This is a genomic window from Fibrella arboris, assembly GCF_041321095.1.
Lineage (GTDB): Bacteria > Bacteroidota > Bacteroidia > Cytophagales > Spirosomataceae > Fibrella > Fibrella arboris.
In genome coordinates this window covers 96,026-115,048 of the sequence record NZ_JBGGWE010000002.1, presented here as the reverse complement: position 1 = coordinate 115,048, position 19,023 = coordinate 96,026, and the positions used below count along the sequence as shown (strand labels likewise).

The following is a 19,023-nucleotide window of genomic DNA, read 5'->3' as shown; positions in this document are numbered from 1 at the left end:
TATGGGAGTAGGCGAAGCAACGGATGGGTACCTGGCTGGGAGGTCGGCGTTGCTGTTGCCCACCCCTTAATGAGCCTACAAGCGATTCCCTTATTGCGGTTTCGCTTTCGTGAATGACTGTTCGAACATCAGTTCTATTAACGTACCTGAGGGGGACGGGTAACTCAGGTTCAGGTACGTTGCCGCCGCCATTTTAGGGATATAGACAAATCCACGGACGGTTTCACCGGGAAGAATCATCGAACGTTTCAGCGCCAGTTCCCGCCACCGGTAGCCCTCGAATTGGTAACGCTGCATCCGATCAGCGAAAACGCCGTGGTCTATGACGCGCTTGGCCTGGATCAGATTATAGGCGACATCATGCGTTACCCGATTGCTGGCCCAACTCTGAACATCCCGATTTGTGCTTCGCGAACTGGAAGTAGCAATATCGCTGGCAACAATCGCCACCAGCGCTACCGTATTGAGGATTTTAGCTGTTTTAAGCCGTCTCTCCTCTTTCTTGATCTTATACTCAGTCCGTCCTGCTTCGTAGCCTGGGTCAGCAGCCTGTCGCACTGATGGCCCACCTGACCCAGTCAATGGCTGGCGCTTGGCGTCTAGCGCCGTTACCTGCATATTGGCCGGGTTGAATTCGATAGCGTTGGCCGTCCTGTTTTTGATTTCGATGTCCAGGGCCAGGAATTCCATATCCTCCCGTTCATACGAAGCCACAATCTCCACGCTATCGGCCCCCGCTTTTGTAACGAGTCGACCATCGAGCGAAGCAACAGGTCCAGATATAGGTTGGAGCCGGGCATACTGTGCTGGCGTGCATCGGCTCAGCAACCCTACCAAACCCGTCAGAATCAGCAATCGATGCGTAAAGTAGATGAGTCGAGTCATAGCTGCTTAGGTGGTTTAGTTGGGAGGTAGCCTACAGAGACAATGGTTTACCAGTCAAGCGAGTACAAAAATCTTTCAGCGGTTGTAAAATACCAGTAAAAAAGTGATGAATGGGTAATTTTGACGAATCTGATGCGCGTTTAGCCAACAAAAAAGCACTGGCTCTCCCCTACTCGCAGGAGCACCAGTGCTTTTTGTATTCGATTCCTATGGGCTTACCCTTTTTTCGTCTCTTTTGCCCAGGTATCTTTTAGGGTTACTGTCCGGTTGAAAACCAGATGACCGGGAGTTGAATCGGCATCAACGCTAAAGTACCCTTTCCGCATAAACTGCACCCGATCACCCACAGCCCGGTCTGCCAGATTAGGTTCAACCAGCGCTTTTACGATCACCAGTGAGGCGGGATTCAACAAGGACAGGAACGCGTTACTATCCTCCGATTCCAGTTCTTTTTCCTCAACCGCTGGATTTTCAACGGCAAACAACCGATCATACAGCCGAACTTCGGCAGGTACGGCATGAGCCACCGACACCCAGTGGATGGTTCCTTTTACAACCAATCCCGACGTATCCTGCCCGCTCTTGCTTTCGGGAATGTACGTACAATGCAGTTCAGTTACTTCACCAGCTTCATTTTTGACCATGTCGTCGCAGCGGACGATATAAGCCCCTTTGAGGCGCACCATCTGTCCGGGAGCCAGCCGGAAATACTTTTTCGATGGAAACTCCATAAAATCGTCGCGTTCCACATATACCTCACGGCCAAAAGGAACAGCACGTGACCCCGACGCCAAATCTTCGGGATTGTTCTCGATTTGCAGCGTCTCTTCCTTGCCTTCCGGATAGTTCGTCAGCACCAGTTTAATGGGCTTGTCGTCAACCACGGCCATGACCCGGTCAGTCGTGCGGTTCAGCTCCTCGCGGATGCAGAACTCCAGCAAACCAACGTCGATCAGGTTATCGCGCTTGGCTACACCGATCCGTTCGCAAAACTCACGAAGGCTGTCGGGCGTGTACCCGCGCCGCCGAATTCCTGCCAGCGTAGGCATACGGGGATCATCCCAGCCAGAAACGAAGCCACCTTCAACCAGTTTCTTAAGTTTCCGCTTGCTCATGACGGTATACGTCAGGTTCAGGCGGGCAAACTCGTACTGCTTTGACGGGAATATTTGCAGTTGCTCAATGAACCAGTCGTAGAGCGGACGATGCGGAATGAATTCTAACGTACAGACCGAGTGTGTGATCTGCTCAATCGAATCAGACTGCCCGTGGGCAAAGTCATACATCGGATAAATACACCAGGCATCACCCGTGCGGTGATGATGCGCATGTTTGATCCGATAAATGATCGGGTCGCGGAAGTGCATGTTTGGCGAAGCCATATCAATTTTTGCCCGCAGCACTTTCGCTCCATCGGGGAATGTACCTGCGCGCATCTGCCGGAAAAGCGCCAGATTCTCCTCAGCCGATCGATCTCGGTAAGGGCTATTCTGTCCGGGTACCGTTGGGGACCCCTTCATAGCCGCTATTTCCTGGGGGGTCGACTCGTCAACGTAGGCTAATCCTTTTTGAATCAGGGCTTCCGCGAAGTTATACAGCTGCTCAAAGTAATCTGAAGCGTATCGTTCTTCGGCCCATTCAAAACCCAGCCAGCGCACATCCGCCTTGATCGAGTCAACGTATTCAGTGTCTTCGGTGACCGGGTTTGTGTCATCAAAACGCAGATTCGTTTGTCCACCGTAGCGTTGGGCAAGGCCAAAATTCAGACAGATCGATTTAGCGTGCCCCAGGTGCAGGTAACCGTTGGGCTCGGGCGGAAAGCGCGTCAATACGCGACCGTCGTGCAGACCCGCCGAAATATCCTCTTCAATAATCTGTTCGATAAAGTTCAGCGACCGCTCGGTCGATGATTCATGGGCGGCTGGTGTCATAGTTGATGCGCTGCGGTTGTATTCTCGTAAACCATCAAAATTACGGTGATTGGGTGGGTTTGACAAACAAAACCCCTCCCGTCGATAAACGCGTTTGCCGCTGTTCCAGGTACGTTGCAGTAGTGTTTTCGCCTGCTTTTACCAGCTACAGTAGAAGAAAGACAGCTGGTCAGGATCTACGTTCAAATGAATCTCAATAAACAGTTAACCACCTATAAAACAACAGGTTAGAACTAAAAATACAGGAACATTTACTGCGCTGGGTACGTTCTGAATGTAGACTACTCAACCTGATACTATGCCCGATTTCAAGCCCTCTGTGGTGCTCTATACGGCCGACGCCATGAACGAACAGGGAGAGACCATTTTAGCGCAGTATCCCGACGCCGAAGCCCTGCAGATCACCCAGCATAACCGCCTTCCCGAACTGGGTCTGAACCACTATAAAGTAAAATCCGACGTGCTGGTATTGGGTAAGCTGAAGACCCAAGCCTGCAAATGGAGCGGCCGCAGCGCCGATTACATCGCGCCAAGCCTGGCGAACGGTTGCTTTGCGGGCTGCGCCTACTGTTATGTTGATCGCCACAAGCCGGTAAACCCAATTACGGTGTTCACAAACACCGATGAGATTATTGCCACGGTTGATGCTCACGTGCAGCAACTGCACTGGCCCAAGCCAGCCAATCAAACAGATGACACCTTCTGGACCTACGACATTGGCTGTAATTCAGATATCTCGGTTGACTATAGTCTGACGAGTGGGGTGCGCCAGGTATTTGATTTTTTCCGTGATCATCCTCGTGCTAAAGCCACTTTCGCTACCAAATTCGTTAATCGGGAGCTGCTCAAGTATGACCCGAAAGGCAAGGTACGTATCCGGTTTAGCCTCATGCCCGCCCACGTGAGCAAGCTGGTTGATGTGCGGACCGATTCAATGGAGAAACGAATTGCGGCAATCAATGATTTCTACGATGCCGGTTACGAGGTGCACGTCAACTTTTCACCGGTGATCGTTTACGGCGGGAAACAATGGCGGGACGATTACCGGGGGCTGTTCCGGCAACTGAATGAAGCCCTCCGGCCAGACGTGAAAGCGAAGATCCAGTGTGAAGTTATCTTCCTGACGCATAATCAGTTTCAGCATCAGGCCAATGTGATGATCAATCCGAAAGCGGAAGAGTTGTTGTGGGTTCCTGAGCTGCAGGAAAACAAACGCAGCCAATTTGGTGGCTGGAATATACGGTACGACCATCAGTTGAAAAGCAAAATGATCGAGGTGTTCGAACGCATGCTCCAGGAAGAAATCCCCTGGTGTTCTATTCGGTACATCTTCTAAATTCATCGTTTGACCACAGGTTCCCGATAAATAATCTGCGTTTTATCGGGACTTAACGGGGTTTATCTGACCAGCAGCCCACTTCGTCAGAAAGCGCTGGCCGTATGCGTTGCGTACCTGTAGTTTTGCCAGCACTGATACTCAGGTACGTATTCATTAACCAATCGCTACATGACGCGTGAGCAACTCATTCAACGAACCACCGGGGTAAAGGGGGTAAAAATGCGGGGGCAAGACCTGGGCAGGTTCGATTTCAGCGGGCTAGATCTGACCGACGCTGATTTTAGCTTTTCCAACCTGACGAAGGCCAATTTTGAAGGCTCTATATTGAAGGGGGCTAACCTGATTTTTGCGGCACTTCGGGGAGCCAATTTCACCAATGCAGACCTTAGCAACGCCGACTTAAGTTTCAGCGATTTATCGGCCGTTTCTATCGAAGGGGCCAATCTGTCGGGTGCCAAAATTAACTTCTCGGCTATCTCAGCGAAACGAGAAAAATTCCCCGAGCGGTCTGAGCCATTAACGCTGGCCTCATTACTGGCCAAACCAGGTTGGGGAGTGCTGATCGGAATGGTATTTGGCGCACTGGTCGTTTATGGGTTTAGTGGAATTATTTATTTCACGGCTCAGATCATCACGACGAAAGACCCGGCAACGGCCATGCTCTATCGTTTCCTGATCGCTCAGAATATATTGTTGGGGGCAACGACTTTTCTGCTTGTCTGGGCTATTTCCCGTTGGCTCATCCGGACAAACTGGAGGCCCTGGGCGCGTCATCTGCTGGTCAGCGGGCTGGTCGTTGCCTCAAGTACAATTGTCAGTTTTTCAACTTATTACCTCATTGGCTATCAGGCCGTCATGATCCTTCGTAAGCGTGCAGATTATGTTGATGACAATGCACCGGGCGGGGTCTACCTGCTCTCATATATTCTGGTGGCAAACGTGATGCTGTACCTGTTACAACAGGGACGCGAGGTAACCCGTAAGCTCTCTGAACAGGAGTTTCAGCTATTGAACATGGAGAAATTGAAAAATCGGGCTGAGTTGGATGCGCTTCAGGCAAAGATCAACCCGCATTTTCTGTACAATTCGCTCAATAGCATCGCCAGTCTGGTGCACGAAGATCCCGATAAAGCAGAAACCATGACCTTGCTTCTGTCTAAACTCTTTCGCTACACAACCGGTCGGGATAGTTCGCATTTCAGCAGCCTGTCGGAAGAAATTGATATGGTGAAGACGTACCTGGAGGTGGAGGCTGTCCGGTTCGGGGATCGACTCACCTTCACGATTTCGCCGATTAGTGAAACGACCAACCGGTTGCAGGTTCCGCAGTTTCTACTCCAGCCAATTGTGGAAAATGCGATCAAGCACGGAATTGCTAAACGGGCCGACGGAGGGCTTATCAGTATTGCCATCACGGATGAGCAGGGCTGGCTGACCCTGTACATTCACGACAACGGGCCGGCATTTCCGGATACCATGGGCGCTGGTTATGGGCTGCGGAGCATTCAGGATAAACTGCGGCTGCTCTACGGTGAATCGGCTACGGTATCGCTGCAGAACGAACCCAGGAAACAAGTGATCATTAAACTTAAAGCCGCATGAGTTTCCCGCTAAACACGATGCTAATTGACGACGAGGCACTAGCCATCAGCCGGTTACGCCGGTTACTGCTTCCACGCGCAGATACATTCACCATTATTGGCGAAGCTCGTAACGGCGCCGAAGGGCTGGCTCTGGTTGAAGCGGAACGCCCCGACCTGATTTTTCTCGATATAGAAATGCCCCTGTTGAATGGCTTCGAGATGCTGGCCCGCCTATCCTACATGCCGATGGTTGTTTTTGCCACAGCCTATGACCAGTATGCCATTCGCGCTTTTGAAGAAAACTCGATTGACTATCTGCTCAAACCCGTTGAAACAGAGCGACTCGATCGTACTGTTTCCAAAATACGTAGCCTGGTCGGCAGTCGTGTCTCGGGTGGCCTGCCCAACGTGGCTAATCCCTACACAGATAATCTGTTGTCCCTGCTGGAGCAGATGAAACCTAAAAAAGAACTGTACTCGATTTCGGTCAAAACCGGCGAGAAGATCATCTTACTCCCGCTCACCGATATCGCCTATTTTGAAGCAGAAGAGAAGTATGTGTTCGTGGCTACGCTGGACGGCCAGAAATACCTTACCTCCTATACCCTAACGAATCTATGCGAACGCCTGCCCGACACCTTCGTGCGGGTGAGCCGGTCAGCGGTAGTGAACAGCCACCGGATCCGCGAGTGCCAGAAGCAGTTTGACGGCAAGTTCGTATTGACCCTCACCGACAAAAAGGCCACCAGGCTGATCACTGGCACTACCTATTCCGAGGCCATCAGGCAATTGCTAAGCCTTTAGAACTGTCGTAAGCTATTCATTCTTTCCGCGCATCTCGCTCTGCCTCATGGGCATGGCATCTATGATACGAAACAGGTCGGTGGCGGGTACCGGCGTTGAAAATCGTTGCTTCACGCCACCATCTTTTCCGATCAGGTACGTCGCAAACCGGGCCGAAGGGGGCAATTTTCGGTCACCGCTTTGCAGGTATTTCCGGTCAATGGCCGAGAGGTCACTGTCTAGCGCAACAAGTACGTCCATGTCGCGTTGTGCTATTCCGGCCTGCTGAGCGGTCAACAGCTGTTGCTGGCTCAGCAAATCTTTGTGGCCGGCGTCCGGCGCATAGATAAGGACCGTTCGCCGTTGCCACTTCCTGACCGACAATTTCGATTCCAGTGATTGAGCCAGAGTGGGCCAATAGCTCCCCAATAAGCTGGTGATCAGCCCCAAACGAAACATGCTGCGGATACACATAGGGCTCAACAACCTAGTCAAATAAATTTTCTGACCGCTCAAGGAGCAATATCGATGATTGCGGAACAATGACATACGCAACGCCTTCATAATCAAGCTCAATGGCGTTTCGCTGAAGGTAGATGGCTAAATCGCCTTCCTGCGCTTGTAAGGGCATATACTTGATACGCTCCTCTGTTTCTTTCCAGGGCTCCTCTTCCGCAGCGGCAGGAATTGGGTAGCCGGGTCCGACTTTAACAACGTACCCAGACTGTACCTGCTCTTTTTCCTGGACAGTTGGTGGCAGATACAGGCCAGATGATGTACGGTCGCTTGGCGATTTTGGTTTCACCAAAACCCTGTCTCCAACCACGAATAAGCGGGTCAATTTGTTATCAGGTGTGATGTTCAACATACTCGTGTTTTTTGCTGTCGGTCGCCAGCTTCTTAGTCAGCTCCGGGTGCTGCGTAGTTAATTTATGGAACAGGATCATAGCCATGGGTACCCCAGGGATGACAACGCCCAAGTCGTTTCAGGCCAAGCCAACCGCCCTGCATTGCCCCGTGTTTCTGGATGGCCTCGATCATATACTGCGAACAGGTAGGCGTATGGCGGCATGCATTCGGAAAATAGGGAGAGACCGCCCCCTGATAGAACCGCACCAGACCAATAAGTAGATACTTCATGTTAAGTGGCAGATTAGACCAGATAGCCGACCACCTGGCGGGATTCCACCGCCTGATGGATTGAAATCTGTCTATCTTTGCCATCTTAACAATAAAAAGCCCGTTAGATTCCTCACTTCTCACACGAATGCTTTCTTATATCCTCTGGGACGCTGATCCGGTCCTCTTCGCCGTCGATGCGTTTACGCTTTTTGGTATCAATTTTGGTCCTTTTGAAATTCGCTGGTACGGGCTACTGTTCGCCGCTGGTTTCCTGATCGGCATGCAGATCATGACCCACATCTTCCGGAAAGAGCGTAAACCGCAGGAAGATCTCGACGCCCTGCTCATCTTCATGGTCGTTTCTACGGTGCTTGGCGCCCGTATTGGTCATTACCTCTTCTATGAACCCGAAGTGCTCTTTCGTAATCCGCTGGAGGTGATTCTGCCACCCTACCGGGGGTTGGCCAGCCACGGTGCCACCATCGGCATCTTAACGGCCCTTTGGTTGTATTCGCGTCGTCAATCGAGTCGGCTGACCGGGCAAACGTTCCTCTGGACAACCGACCGCATCGTTATCGTGGTAGCGCTCGCCGGGGCCTGTATCCGAATGGGTAACCTGATGAACCACGAGATCGTCGGCCTCCCGACAACCGTACCCTGGGGGTTCATCTTTAAGTACAACAATGAGTATCCGGTAGGTGTACCCCGCCATCCGGCGCAGTTATATGAGTCGCTGTCTTGTCTGGCCCTGTTCTTTATCCTGTTTGCGCTCTGGAATCGAATGAAGGAAAAAACCCCGCGGGGTCTGTTCCTCGGCATTTTCCTGATCTGGGTCTTCGGACTTCGGTTCTTCTACGAGTACCTGAAAGAGAACCAGGTGGCCTTCGAAAACACGCTGCCGTTGAATATGGGGCAGATTTTAAGTATTCCCGCCGTACTGGTAGGCATTTATTTCGTCGTAAAAAGTCGTCAGACACCAGTACCATCTACCTGATTCGTAGCTAGGTTTGGCGTGACATGAAAAACGGACCTGGTTTATACCGGTCCGTTTTTTTTATGCCATTGGCGCCGGGCAGGTATCCGTTCGTTACGCTTACTCAAATCATGGCCGTTAAATTCAGAGGAGCAATGTACATTGGCCAACGAACTGATTTTCTGACTAGTTAAACCTAAATCTTTATGATTAACCAAACACATCTCAGGCTGTTCTTCTGCGCGACCTCCTTTTGTTTCGTGTTTATTTGCGCCAGTTGCGGAAGCAGTGACGAGAAAAAGGATGAGGCCTCTGTTTCAATGGGTGGTGCGCTGAATGCCGTTCAGGAAATGGCCAAACAAGCGGAAGAAACCCAGAAGAACGGACCGGTTGAAACCGTCGACTTTCGGAAATTGAAAGACTTATTACCTGCCGATGCCGATGGAACGCCCCGGAAGAGCGCCAATGGCGAGAAAAACGGGATGGCTGGATTTACATTGTCAACAGCAACGGGCCGGTACGAAAATGCAGACAATTCTGAGCATATCGAGCTGGCCATTGTTGACACGGGAGGCTCAGGAGCCATAATGGGTATGGCCGCCTGGTCAATGCTCGACATGGATAAAGAAACAGAATCGGGCTACGAGAAAACAACAAAAATTGGCGACAACAAGGCTTACGAAAAATACGACAACGCCAGCAAGTCAGGCGAAATAGCCGTGATGGTTAAGAACCGGTTTATCGTTACGGCAAAAGGTAATGGCGTGAGCATGGACAAACTAAAAGCGGCGCTCGACGATATTGACCTGGAGAAACTGGGCGACATGAAATAAGCCCCGATTACCGACAGAATTGCTCATGCAGCCGAATAACCTGCGGGATGAGCAATTCTGTCTCGCTGTTATCCAGGGTGTAGTTGGCTAGCTTCAACCGCGCCTCGTCGCTGATCTGCCGGGCAATAATCGCTCTGATCTCTGACTCGCTGCGTTGTGGGTCCCGCTGCCTGATCCGGTCAATACGTAAGGCAAGTGGCGCCGTGACGACCACCACCGTATCCAGGTCATTGTGGTCGCCCGCCGCCCGCATCAATGCCGCCTCTTTGATGACATAAGGAGCCTGCTGGTTCTTAACCCACCGATCGGTGTCGGCGAAGACCCGTGGATGAATCAGCGCGTTAAGCGCCTGTAACCGTTCAGGCTGATCGAACACCTGACTCGCCACAAATGCACGATTATAGTTGCCTGATTGATCATACGCTTCGGGCCCAAGTAACCGAGTAATATCGGCTTTCAGGATCGGATCGTGCTGGGTTAACCATTTAGCCCGCGCATCTGCCTCGTAGACGGGAATACCAAAGAGCTTAAAAAGGTGACAGACAATACTCTTGCCAGAACCTATACCACCAGTGATGCCTATTTTCTTCATCTAGTCAATTGTATCAACTGTCTTTAAATCAATTCTAACTCATTGGTAGGAATAATTGCCTAAAAATCACCTATCTCATACTTATAATTTGATTTACAGCCATTTTTGGTCAATATTTAGAAAGGAAAAACCGGAATGGCACCTTTTAATTAATATCAATCCCATTAGCACATAATCTGACCCTGACGCTTTCGACCAATGTTTCCAGTGGTTTACTTCGTACTTTCACCAACTTAACTCATTCTACTATGTGATTATGACAGCCTCAGTCAACAAAGATGAAGACTTGATACGCCTGTACCTGTCGACACACAAGAACAAATACTTTGAAACGCTCTACCAACGGTATGCGAACAAAGTCTTCCGACGATGTTACTCGCTCACTAAATGCAGCGCAAAAGCTGAAGATTACACGCACGACATTTTCATCAGAGTTCACGCAAACCTCACGAATTTTAAAGAACGTTCTACCTTTTCGACCTGGCTGTATTCCATATCCTACAACTATTGTATGGATCAGATCAGGCAAAGCAACAGGCTCTCTACAGTAACTATCGATGAAGAGATGGTTCACTCGATTGCCGATGAATCAGAGACTGAGCAACATGAGGAACAACTTCAAACACTGACACTAGCCATTCAATCCATTACGAATGAGGAAGTGAAGTTGCTCCGATTGAAATACGAGCATGATCTTGACATCAAAGAGATTGCGAAACGGTATAATCTTAAAGACAGCGCCGTTAAAATGAGACTCAAACGTACCCGCGACAAAATACGCGACCAGTACACGTACCGCCTGAATATCTGAGTAAAAGAACGTCGTACCTCCATGATTTGTGTTGTGTGCCTGTCGGCACAAGCCTCCTTCACAGATCATCCCGAGGTAAAATGAGTGAACGATACCTCGCCCAGGTGCCACGTACCTGACGCTCCCTTTAGCCTGTTACCAGAGCCCCGCACAGCCTGTGCACGCCTGCTGCCCCTCTCCAAGCCTGGTCAACGGCCTCGATCTACTTCATTAATCCCTTAATCGAAGAAATGATCACTCATCCTGATACGTCCACAGCCATCGATACAATCGCTCGGTAGCGTTTAGGTTTCTTTTCCGGGGCATTTACCGTTGGGCTGTATTCTTCTAAGACACACGATCAGGTCAGGGCACTAAACCACTCAGTAAAGGCAAGCAACGCCTGATTCAACCAGGTGACGAGTTCCCCGCCACCAGAAAAATAGTTTCCTTTTACATGCTGTTGGTTAACCTGAATAGCTTGTTTAGTACATTTAGCCATGATGAAGCTGTCTGCCCTTTCTAGCTTACTACTCATTTGGCTGCTTGCGTATCCGTATACCACACTGGCGCAGCCAGGCAGTGTCTCCTCTGCCCCAGCAGCAACTGATAGTTTGAGCGGAGGTGGAAAAACGGGGAAAACAACCGACCTATTTGTCCGGGAAGATCCGATCACATTCACCATCAAGGCCAGAATGCAATCCATTGTGCGTGATCGGACAAAACCCAAAGCCGATTCATTAGCGGTCAAGCACCCGGCCCAACTTCTCTATCTGGACATGTCTAAAGCCGACACCGTTACACTTCCGCTTACACTGGTCGTTCGGGGCAACTTTCGCCGGAACGCCAACAACTGTGATTTCCCCCCGCTTTACCTGGACTTCGTCAAAAAAAAGACAAAAGGCACTCTCTTTGCAAAACAGAATAAATTAAAGCTCGTAACACACTGTCAGGCAGAGGATTATGTTGTACGTGAATACCTGATATACAAACTATATAATTTACTGACCGACTTGAGTTTTCGAGCCCGTCTGGCGCGCGTTAGTTACGTAGACTCGTTGCGAAAACGGCAGACCGAAACCCGCTGGGGCTTTCTGATCGAAGATGAAGACGACATGGCGAAACGTAACCGGCTGACTGAATACAAAAAAGGGGTTGAATCGGGAGCGGCCGATTCGCTCTCGATGGCCAGGCTGGCCGTGTTCGAGTTCATGATCGGCAATATTGACTGGTCAGTCCCTTACCGCCATAACATCCGACTGGTCACAGGCACAGGTCACTCCAAGCCGGCTGTTGTTCCCTACGATTTTGATCATGCCGCCCTGGTTGATGCCCCTTATGCACACGCGCTTGAACCAGACAATACCACCGGCATACCCGATCGCCAGTACCGCGGACCGCTGTATCCGGGTTGGCTACTGAAAAAAATCTTTACGGAGTTCAACCAGTTAAAGCCTCAGTTTTATGCCATCTATGAAACGGACAAACGGTTAAACAGAGGCTATGTGAAACAGACAATCCGGTTTCTGGATGCCTTTTATTCGCTGATAAACGATCCGGTAGCCGTGCGAAGTCATTTTTTCAACGGTGATACCAACGGTATTCTTTTCAGTAGCTTTAAGCCGTAAATGCACCGCCATGCGCTATAAATTACCCTTGGTTGTCAGTGTCGGTCTGGTCATGGCTAGCCTGCTGCTGCTCCCGGCTGCTGTTTCTGCCCAGACCGATTCAACTAATAAAGTGACGGCCAAGAAGCTTAAAACCAAAAAGCCGGTTTCGGTGAAACCACTTTTTGTTACAGACCAGGTCCTGTCATTGACGCTCGCCGCCCGGATGCAGCCAATCCTCCGCGACCGGATTCCGCCCAAAGCGGATGAAAAAGGACTTATTCATCCGGCCCTGCTAACGGTTACTGCTGACTCGGGCGGAGTGGCCAATCTGCCAGTTAAAGTACAGGTACGTGGCCATTTCCGACGTAGTTCGGCAAACTGCACGTTTCCCCCACTCTATCTGACCCTGCCGAAGCAAATCCGGAAAGGAACGCCATTTGCCAAACAGGCCTCGCTTAAACTCGTCACGCACTGCAACGATGAGTCGATGGTGGTCAATGAATACCTGGTGTATAAGCTGTATAACCTACTGACAGATATGAGTTTCAAGGCTCGTCTGGCGCAGATCACCTACGCCGACTCAGCCAAAAAGCAGTCATCGATCACCCGATGGGGAATTTTGCTGGAAGATGATGGCGACATGGCGAAACGCAACCACGCACGCGTCTATAAAAGCCGGTACCGGGCTGAGCATTGCGATACGCTGGTGACAGCCACGATGGCTATTTTCGAGTACATGATAGGTAACACAGACTGGTCGGTCGTGTATCAGCATAATATGCGGCTTGTGCTGGATTCGACCCGCACCAGACCAATGCCTGTACCCTACGATTTTGATCATTCAGGCCTTGTAGGGGCGCCTTATGCCAAACCGGCAGAACAACTGAGTATCACGTCCGTTAAAGAGCGACTTTATCGTGGCCCTATCTATCCAGCCTCGGTCTTGAATCAGGTGATCAGTCGTTTCAATGCACTGAAGCCGCAGTTCTATGCACTCTATGAAAATGAAAAGCGGGTGAACCGTGGGTACGTGAAGCAAACACTCGCTTACTTCGACGATTTTTATGCGATCATCAATGATTCAAAAAGAGCGCGGGAGGTATTTCAGGACCCGACTGGGCGAGGCGTGCAGATAAAAGGCCTGAGTCGCTAGCGATTCAACAGCAGCACCATTACGCAGGAGACCACTACTACCGAAAAGCCAATCATAAAAAAGCTGTAGGCAATGGTCAACAACCGGTATTTTTTCACCAGTACCCGGCCCTGGGCATAAATATTGTCGATCAGGCTATTATACAGCCGTTTGTCATCACCAATCAGGTCACGCACCTGCTGGCGGTATTCAGCGGCCGTTAACTGGGTATAGTCACCAAAAAACAAGAGATCAACAGGCCGTTTGCTCGCCGGGTCATCAATGGCATCGGGCGCCATTTTCTTCTTGAGTGAGTAGGTCGGTTTAGTGGCAAAGATGGAAATCACTACCGTAATCAGAGAAACGATCAGCAGGAGAATTTCGGGGATCAGCAGCCGTTCCATTCCGGTTACCGGTTTCAGAAAGGACGACATGGTGATCGAAATCAGGATGGCATTGATCGAAATCATCAGGTTGGCCTTCCGATCAGCCATTTCACTCAAACGAAGATGATTGGCCAGCGTGGTTCGGAACATGGTTTCTACCCCCTTGCTGGCTTTTTTTTTCTTTTTCTTTTCTTTCTTGGCCTTCTTCTCGGCTGCTTCGTCAACCGGGTGCAGGATGGTCGATTGGTCGGTTGGCAGCGTAGTGTCGATCGGATTCATAAACGCGGGGCTTTGACTCAAAGATAGCAAAAACGCCCTGTGGGTTGCAGTATGCAGTGGTACAAGCGGAAGTTGATGCTGGATGTACGGTTAAATTCACTGGACAAAAAAAGCCGGACAACTTGCCCGGCTCGCTTTATTATTGATTAACTGGCAGCAATCGAAAGACGTACCCAGGGTCTTCAACAGAAACATAGAGATAACCATCGGGGCCCATGTCGACGTTACGCAGTCGGCCAATATTCTTCAGGATAGTTTCCTGTCTGACAATCTTGTCTCCGTCCAGTACACATCGGTTCAGGTATTGAAAACGAAGCGAACCAATCATGACGTTATTCTTCCAGCCCGGATAGGTTGAACCGACCACAAAGGCCATTCCGCTAGGTGCGATCGAAGGAAGCCAATACGTCAGCGGTTGTTCCATGCCTTCTTTCGCCGATAAATTTGTGATTGGCTTGCCGTCATAGTTAATGCCGTAGCAGATGACTGGCCAGCCATAATTGGCTGCTTTTCGGATGATATTCACTTCATCACCGCCCCGCGGTCCGTGTTCATTTGCCCAGATTTGCCCGGTTGTGGGGTGAAGCGCCATGCCTTGCGGGTTACGATGCCCATACGAATACACCGACGAACGTACCTGACTGCCAGCCACAAAGGGGTTATCGGCCGGAATACGTCCATCATCGTGCAGGCGATGAATTTTTCCGGGAGCCCTGTCCAGTGACTGCGGGTTTTCTTTTTCGTTGCCTCTATCCCCGACCGAAATGTAGAGGTAGCCCTGCTTATCAAAGGCAAGCCGCGACCCGTAGTGATGCCGCGTTTTTGAATAGGGCAACGCTTCAAAAATCACTTTCTGGTCGGTGAGCGCATCACCAACCAGCTTAGCCCGCATAACGGCCGTTGTTGATAGTTTCTCGGCGCCTTCCTGTTTTGAGGCTGAATAAGACAGATACACCAGCTGGTTAGTGGAAAAGTCAGGATGTACTTCAATGTCGAGTAAGCCACCCTGCCCTTCAACCAATACCGTTGGCCCGCCCGTCAAGTTGGTTTTGCGGTTGCGTTTGTCTACTCGATACACCTCGCCCGACCGGTCAGTAATCAGCCTCTCTCCGCCCGGCAGAAACGCTAACCCCCAGGGCGAGTTCAGACCACTCGCAATGGTGTCTAGCTTAACGGTCATCCCATCAGATGAAAATACATTCGAGGTGGGCTTGCTGGCAAATTTATACTGGTCTACGTTTTTCAGGCTTTCCAGGATAAGGTCAGCCATGTCGTCAATCTCTTTCTGCGACAGAACCGCACGCCAGGTGGGCATTCCTAAGTCAGGATATCCACCAGCGATGCTTTTCACCAGTTCTCCCTTCGCTTTACCATGTTTCCAGTTGCGGTCGACAAAGGCTTCTACTTTCTCGCCGTGGCAGGAAGAACAATATTGTTGGTAGTTCTCCCGGGCCGTTCTGGCCACTCGCTGTGGTTTGGGCAGGAAACTGCTCAGGCAGAAAACAACGGCAAAAGTGACGCCGATCGTAAATTTGAACATAGTTGCAGTGAATTTAGCCTAAAACAAATTGACCAAATCATTTCTACTGATAAATCCCGGTAGCCTTAGAAGTATCCTTTTTGCCAGTGTCTCGACTCACGTTACTGCACTTAAAAACCGTATACTGCTCACTACGTTACCACACTGCTCCATGCTCCATCAGTGCCACAGTTCCCGGCCAGTCATGGTATTTGTGAGTCGGACAGATGGTCGAAACGTATGAGCAGGGCTGGTCATCCTGCGTTTCGAAACCAGCGATTTTCGAGGAGAGGCTAACGTACCCAGAGCCCGTTCGGACCTGTTGGCTCAAGACAGTGACGCTGCCTACTGGCTTGTAGTACATCCGCTACTCAATTGATTTATATAAAAAAGAGCACCCTGTACAGAGTGCCCTTTTTGCCGGCAAACAGCTTCAGCTTATATGGCTCCAGCTTTAATATCGTCCACCACGGCTGGATCGAGCAGTGTAGTGGTGTCACCCAGATTCGAGGTGTCGCCTTCAGCAATCTTTCGTAGTATCCGACGCATGATCTTACCGGAACGCGTTTTGGGCAGGCCCGATACAAACTGGATTTTGTCGGGCTTGGCAATCGGCCCGATAACCCGGCTTACAGTGGCCAGAATATCACGCTTGGTCAGGTCGGCATCATGCTCGGCGGGGAACTGATCGGCAATGATGTACGCGTAGATACCCTGTCCTTTAATGTCGTGCGGATACCCAACCACGGCGCTCTCAACAACACCGGTGTGCATGTTGATGGCATTCTCTACTTCGGCCGTTCCGATGCGGTGTCCCGATACGTTCAGGACATCATCGACACGGCCCGTAATTCGATAATACCCATCTTCATCGCGCAGGCAACCGTCGCCGGTGAAATAGAGCCCGGGGTAGGTAGCAAAGTACGTTTGTCGGCACCTTTCGTGATCACCGTAGGTCGTCCGGATAATACCCGGCCAGGGAAACTTGATACAGAGATTACCACTTACGCCGTTGCCCACTATTTCTTTGCCGGCTTCATCGACCAGAATCGGCTGCACGCCCGGCAGCGGCAGGGTAGCATAAGATGGTTTAGTTTTGGTGATACCCGCCAGCGGTGAAATCAGGATACCACCCGTTTCGGTCTGCCACCAGGTATCGACGATCGGACAGCGGTTTTTCCCGATATTATCGTCGTACCAATGCCAGGCTTCTTCGTTGATGGGTTCGCCAACTGACCCCAGTACCTTCAGGCTGCTCAGGTCTTTATCTTTCACCGGGTCCAGGCCAAACCCCATTAAAGACCGAATGGCCGTCGGGGCTGTGTATAATACATCAACCTGATGTTTATCAACAACATCCCACATCCGGCCAGCGTCGGGCCAGGTGGGTACGCCTTCGAATAGCAGGGTTGTGGCACCGCAGGCCAATGGCCCATAGACAATGTAGCTATGGCCGGTTATCCAGCCAATATCGGCCGTACAGAAGTGAACAGGGGCCCGTTCGCCAGGCGGGGCGTCATACTGAAATACATTCTGAAAGGTGTAGGCCGTATACACCATATAACCACCGCAGGTATGTACTACACCTTTAGGCTTACCCGTACTGCCCGATGTGTACAGAATGAAGAGCATATCTTCGGCGTCCATCTCTACGGCGGGGCAGTCTGAGGTGACCTGCTTTAGCTCCTGCTCCATCCACACATCGCGGCCTTTCAGCATAGCCACCGGCGTCCGGGTACGTGTCATCACGATCACACGCTCCACCGTTGGGCAACCGATCAGGGCATCGTCAACGGTCCCTTTCAGCGAAATTTCTTTGTTGCCGCGATACGATCCATCGGCCGTGATGATCAGTTTACACTGGGCGTCATTGATCCGGTCGGCAATACTCTGGGCCGAAAAACCCCCGAAAACGACTGAATGTACCGCGCCAATGCGGGCACAGGCCAGCACGGCAATGGCGAGCTCTGGCACCATAGGCATGTAGATACAGACACGATCTCCTTTCACCACGCCATTACGTTTCAGCACGTTTGCCATCCGGCAGACCTGCTCGTGAAGCATTCGATAGGTCAGTGTCACACCGGTTTCGGCCGGGTCGTTGGGCTCCCAGATCAGCGCAGGCTGATCACCGCGAGTGGCCAGGTGCCGGTCAAGGCAGTTTTCAGTGATATTCAGCTTACCACCAACGAACCACTTTATAGTAGGCTCCTCGAAATTCCACTGAAGGGTTTTCGTCCACGGCTTACGCCATTGAAACTCCTGAGCAATCTCTGCCCAAAAAGCTTCGGGGTCTTCAACGCTTTTCTGGTAAGCGGACTGGTATTGATCGTAGGTTTGGATACGCATGGGTAATGGATGATTAATGGGTTTAAAAGTACAAGCATCGGCCGACTTTACTTTTAATCGATCCTATCAAACTTGCTTTATCGGTATAGGCAATTCTTGAGTTCATCCCTCATCTGCTGGTTACGACCCGGCCACTTCCTGGCAATCAGCAGCCTGTCAGAGATGTACAATGCAGCCGGCTGGCGGCGGCTTCGCTCTCACCAGCGTTGCCCGTAAACAGCGTGGGCTGAGCAGAAAACTTCACCCACCTGCCGAAGCAAAAGTTGATTGGCAGGTCGGTAAAGATGGTTTTGATCGTGTCAATAATGGCCGGATCATCTATAGCGAGGCCAGTGGTTATTGACTCGCCATCTGATCATGTGCCGCAACGGGAGCTACCCGATCAGGGCCATGCTACTTGAGCCGGGGAACATGGACCCAAGCGGCATGCCCTTTGCGGCTACCGGCCCTGCGCTTCGGTCGTCGGCCCGGAGAGACAGTACGTCAACAAACAGCACCGGACTCCCGCCAACCAGGAGTGGCCGGTCAGCAACTGGCCGCATCGGTACATTCACTAAAAGAGCAACCTCTGCTAAGTGCTGAGCGCGTGGTTCTCATTAGATGTCAGGAGCCGGTGGGACTAAAAAAGGGCGGACCCGCTACGGCCCACCAGCCCCGATCCTACCTACTGATCACTCTTCGTTGTACTCGCCCTGCAGCGCATAGAGCCCGAAGCAGACCAGCCCCCCGACAATAAGGGGCAACAGAACAAAAAGGATGATAATGCCGAAAACGAGATCGTCTGATTTACCCGAGGCCAGCTTGGGCAGGCCGAAAAACAGGACGCCGTAGTAAGCGCATAGCGCAGCTAAGGCCAACCAGACAATGCCTAAATAACGCCGAAGTGCGTCCATAGTGGTCATACGTTTAAGATTGAT

General features: G+C 51.0%; 19 protein-coding genes. 8 read left to right on the top strand and 11 right to left on the bottom strand.

Annotation, left to right across the window (positions count from 1 at the left end):
- Positions 1–90: 90 nt before the first annotated feature.
- Together ACAW75_RS03035 and ACAW75_RS03030 are read right to left on the bottom strand one after the other, a co-directional pair.
- A complete protein-coding gene (locus ACAW75_RS03035) occupies positions 91–885 on the bottom strand; it encodes a hypothetical protein (protein ID WP_370727197.1) in 795 nt (264 codons plus the stop codon).
- Between the two features lie 215 nt (positions 886–1,100).
- Positions 1,101–2,816, bottom strand: coding sequence for a glutamine--tRNA ligase/YqeY domain fusion protein (locus tag ACAW75_RS03030; RefSeq protein ID WP_370727196.1), 1,716 nt, complete (start codon positions 2,814–2,816; stop codon positions 1,101–1,103).
- 298 nt (positions 2,817–3,114) lie between these two features.
- Here ACAW75_RS03030 and ACAW75_RS03025 point away from each other — a divergent pair, with 298 nt between their 5' ends.
- The 3 genes from ACAW75_RS03025 (at position 3,115) to ACAW75_RS03015 (ending at position 6,542) form a co-directional block, all read left to right on the top strand.
- Positions 3,115–4,152, top strand: coding sequence for a spore photoproduct lyase family protein (locus ACAW75_RS03025; protein ID WP_370727195.1), 1,038 nt, complete (start codon positions 3,115–3,117; stop codon positions 4,150–4,152).
- Between the two features lie 171 nt (positions 4,153–4,323).
- Positions 4,324–5,757 carry a pentapeptide repeat-containing protein gene (locus ACAW75_RS03020; RefSeq protein ID WP_370727194.1) on the top strand — a complete coding sequence of 478 codons (1,434 nt, stop codon included), beginning with the start codon at positions 4,324–4,326 and terminating at the stop codon, positions 5,755–5,757.
- Entirely contained in the window at positions 5,754–6,542 is a 789-nt protein-coding gene (locus ACAW75_RS03015; RefSeq protein ID WP_370727193.1) for a LytR/AlgR family response regulator transcription factor, read from the top strand. The genes ACAW75_RS03020 and ACAW75_RS03015 overlap by 4 nt, the downstream gene beginning before the upstream one ends.
- A 12-nt stretch (positions 6,543–6,554) precedes the next feature.
- Here ACAW75_RS03015 and ACAW75_RS03010 read toward each other — a convergent pair whose 3' ends face one another.
- The 3 genes from ACAW75_RS03010 to yidD all read right to left on the bottom strand — a co-directional run bounded on the left by ACAW75_RS03010 (position 6,555) and on the right by yidD (position 7,661).
- A complete protein-coding gene (locus tag ACAW75_RS03010) occupies positions 6,555–6,980 on the bottom strand; it encodes a DUF4174 domain-containing protein (protein WP_370727192.1) in 426 nt (141 codons plus the stop codon).
- Between the two features lie 28 nt (positions 6,981–7,008).
- The gene (locus tag ACAW75_RS03005; RefSeq protein ID WP_370727191.1) at positions 7,009–7,389 is read right to left on the bottom strand and encodes a co-chaperone GroES; all 381 of its coding nucleotides are present in this window, start codon (positions 7,387–7,389) and stop codon (positions 7,009–7,011) included.
- A gap of 62 nt (positions 7,390–7,451) precedes the next feature.
- The gene (gene yidD / locus ACAW75_RS03000; protein ID WP_370727190.1) at positions 7,452–7,661 is read right to left on the bottom strand and encodes a membrane protein insertion efficiency factor YidD; all 210 of its coding nucleotides are present in this window, start codon (positions 7,659–7,661) and stop codon (positions 7,452–7,454) included.
- A 127-nt stretch (positions 7,662–7,788) separates the two neighbouring features.
- Between yidD and lgt the strand changes: the two genes are divergently transcribed.
- Together lgt and ACAW75_RS02990 are read left to right on the top strand one after the other, a co-directional pair.
- Positions 7,789–8,637: a prolipoprotein diacylglyceryl transferase gene (gene lgt / locus ACAW75_RS02995; protein ID WP_370727189.1), complete on the top strand. Its 849-nt coding sequence runs from the start codon at positions 7,789–7,791 to the stop codon at positions 8,635–8,637.
- Between the two features lie 185 nt (positions 8,638–8,822).
- The gene (locus ACAW75_RS02990) at positions 8,823–9,449 is read left to right on the top strand and encodes a transposase (protein WP_370727188.1); all 627 of its coding nucleotides are present in this window, start codon (positions 8,823–8,825) and stop codon (positions 9,447–9,449) included.
- Positions 9,450–9,456: 7 nt separating this feature from the next.
- On the opposite strand, the gene coaE is transcribed toward ACAW75_RS02990, so the two are convergent.
- Positions 9,457–10,041 (bottom strand): dephospho-CoA kinase, encoded by a 585-nt coding sequence (coaE, locus tag ACAW75_RS02985; RefSeq protein ID WP_370727187.1) that lies wholly within the window; start codon positions 10,039–10,041, stop codon positions 9,457–9,459.
- A gap of 256 nt (positions 10,042–10,297) precedes the next feature.
- On the opposite strand from coaE, the gene ACAW75_RS02980 reads away from it, so the two are divergent.
- The 3 genes from ACAW75_RS02980 (at position 10,298) to ACAW75_RS02970 (ending at position 13,594) form a co-directional block, all read left to right on the top strand.
- Positions 10,298–10,852, top strand: coding sequence for an RNA polymerase sigma factor (locus ACAW75_RS02980; RefSeq protein WP_370727186.1), 555 nt, complete (start codon positions 10,298–10,300; stop codon positions 10,850–10,852).
- 479 nt (positions 10,853–11,331) lie between these two features.
- The gene (locus ACAW75_RS02975) at positions 11,332–12,459 is read left to right on the top strand and encodes a hypothetical protein (protein WP_370727185.1); all 1,128 of its coding nucleotides are present in this window, start codon (positions 11,332–11,334) and stop codon (positions 12,457–12,459) included.
- 10 nt (positions 12,460–12,469) lie between these two features.
- Entirely contained in the window at positions 12,470–13,594 is a 1,125-nt protein-coding gene (locus ACAW75_RS02970; RefSeq protein WP_370727184.1) for a hypothetical protein, read from the top strand.
- Here ACAW75_RS02970 and ACAW75_RS02965 read toward each other — a convergent pair.
- The 5 genes from ACAW75_RS02965 to ACAW75_RS02945 all read right to left on the bottom strand — a co-directional run bounded on the left by ACAW75_RS02965 (position 13,591) and on the right by ACAW75_RS02945 (position 19,008).
- Positions 13,591–14,238 (bottom strand): Pycsar system effector family protein, encoded by a 648-nt coding sequence (locus tag ACAW75_RS02965; protein WP_370727183.1) that lies wholly within the window; start codon positions 14,236–14,238, stop codon positions 13,591–13,593. The two genes, ACAW75_RS02970 and ACAW75_RS02965, sit on opposite strands and share 4 nt — an antisense overlap.
- Before the next feature lie 139 nt (positions 14,239–14,377).
- Complete coding sequence (locus tag ACAW75_RS02960; RefSeq protein ID WP_370727182.1) at positions 14,378–15,778, bottom strand: PQQ-dependent sugar dehydrogenase; 1,401 nt, start codon at positions 15,776–15,778, stop codon at positions 14,378–14,380.
- Positions 15,779–16,195: 417 nt separating this feature from the next.
- Positions 16,196–18,106 (bottom strand): acetate--CoA ligase, encoded by a 1,911-nt coding sequence (gene acs, locus ACAW75_RS02955; RefSeq protein ID WP_370727181.1) that lies wholly within the window; start codon positions 18,104–18,106, stop codon positions 16,196–16,198.
- A 374-nt stretch (positions 18,107–18,480) separates the two neighbouring features.
- Positions 18,481–18,648, bottom strand: coding sequence for a hypothetical protein (locus ACAW75_RS02950; protein WP_370727180.1), 168 nt, complete (start codon positions 18,646–18,648; stop codon positions 18,481–18,483).
- A gap of 129 nt (positions 18,649–18,777) precedes the next feature.
- Positions 18,778–19,008: a DUF6814 family protein gene (locus ACAW75_RS02945; protein ID WP_370727179.1), complete on the bottom strand. Its 231-nt coding sequence runs from the start codon at positions 19,006–19,008 to the stop codon at positions 18,778–18,780.
- Positions 19,009–19,023: the final 15 nt, after the last annotated feature.

Coding starts and splice junctions, on each gene's coding strand:
- acs (WP_370727181.1), bottom strand. CDS start 18,106: ATGCGTATCCAAACCTACGATCAATACCAGTCCGCTTACCAGAAAAGC.
- lgt (WP_370727189.1), top strand. CDS start 7,789: ATGCTTTCTTATATCCTCTGGGACGCTGATCCGGTCCTCTTCGCCGTC.
- ACAW75_RS03020 (WP_370727194.1), top strand. CDS start 4,324: ATGACGCGTGAGCAACTCATTCAACGAACCACCGGGGTAAAGGGGGTA.
- yidD (WP_370727190.1), bottom strand. CDS start 7,661: ATGAAGTATCTACTTATTGGTCTGGTGCGGTTCTATCAGGGGGCGGTC.
- ACAW75_RS02950 (WP_370727180.1), bottom strand. CDS start 18,648: ATGCGGCCAGTTGCTGACCGGCCACTCCTGGTTGGCGGGAGTCCGGTG.
- ACAW75_RS02990 (WP_370727188.1), top strand. CDS start 8,823: ATGATTAACCAAACACATCTCAGGCTGTTCTTCTGCGCGACCTCCTTT.
- ACAW75_RS02970 (WP_370727184.1), top strand. CDS start 12,470: ATGCGCTATAAATTACCCTTGGTTGTCAGTGTCGGTCTGGTCATGGCT.
- ACAW75_RS03005 (WP_370727191.1), bottom strand. CDS start 7,389: ATGTTGAACATCACACCTGATAACAAATTGACCCGCTTATTCGTGGTT.
- ACAW75_RS02965 (WP_370727183.1), bottom strand. CDS start 14,238: ATGAATCCGATCGACACTACGCTGCCAACCGACCAATCGACCATCCTG.
- ACAW75_RS03015 (WP_370727193.1), top strand. CDS start 5,754: ATGAGTTTCCCGCTAAACACGATGCTAATTGACGACGAGGCACTAGCC.
- ACAW75_RS02975 (WP_370727185.1), top strand. CDS start 11,332: ATGATGAAGCTGTCTGCCCTTTCTAGCTTACTACTCATTTGGCTGCTT.
- ACAW75_RS02980 (WP_370727186.1), top strand. CDS start 10,298: ATGACAGCCTCAGTCAACAAAGATGAAGACTTGATACGCCTGTACCTG.
- ACAW75_RS02960 (WP_370727182.1), bottom strand. CDS start 15,778: ATGTTCAAATTTACGATCGGCGTCACTTTTGCCGTTGTTTTCTGCCTG.
- coaE (WP_370727187.1), bottom strand. CDS start 10,041: ATGAAGAAAATAGGCATCACTGGTGGTATAGGTTCTGGCAAGAGTATT.
- ACAW75_RS03035 (WP_370727197.1), bottom strand. CDS start 885: ATGACTCGACTCATCTACTTTACGCATCGATTGCTGATTCTGACGGGT.
- ACAW75_RS03010 (WP_370727192.1), bottom strand. CDS start 6,980: ATGTTTCGTTTGGGGCTGATCACCAGCTTATTGGGGAGCTATTGGCCC.
- ACAW75_RS03025 (WP_370727195.1), top strand. CDS start 3,115: ATGCCCGATTTCAAGCCCTCTGTGGTGCTCTATACGGCCGACGCCATG.
- ACAW75_RS03030 (WP_370727196.1), bottom strand. CDS start 2,816: ATGACACCAGCCGCCCATGAATCATCGACCGAGCGGTCGCTGAACTTT.
- ACAW75_RS02945 (WP_370727179.1), bottom strand. CDS start 19,008: ATGACCACTATGGACGCACTTCGGCGTTATTTAGGCATTGTCTGGTTG.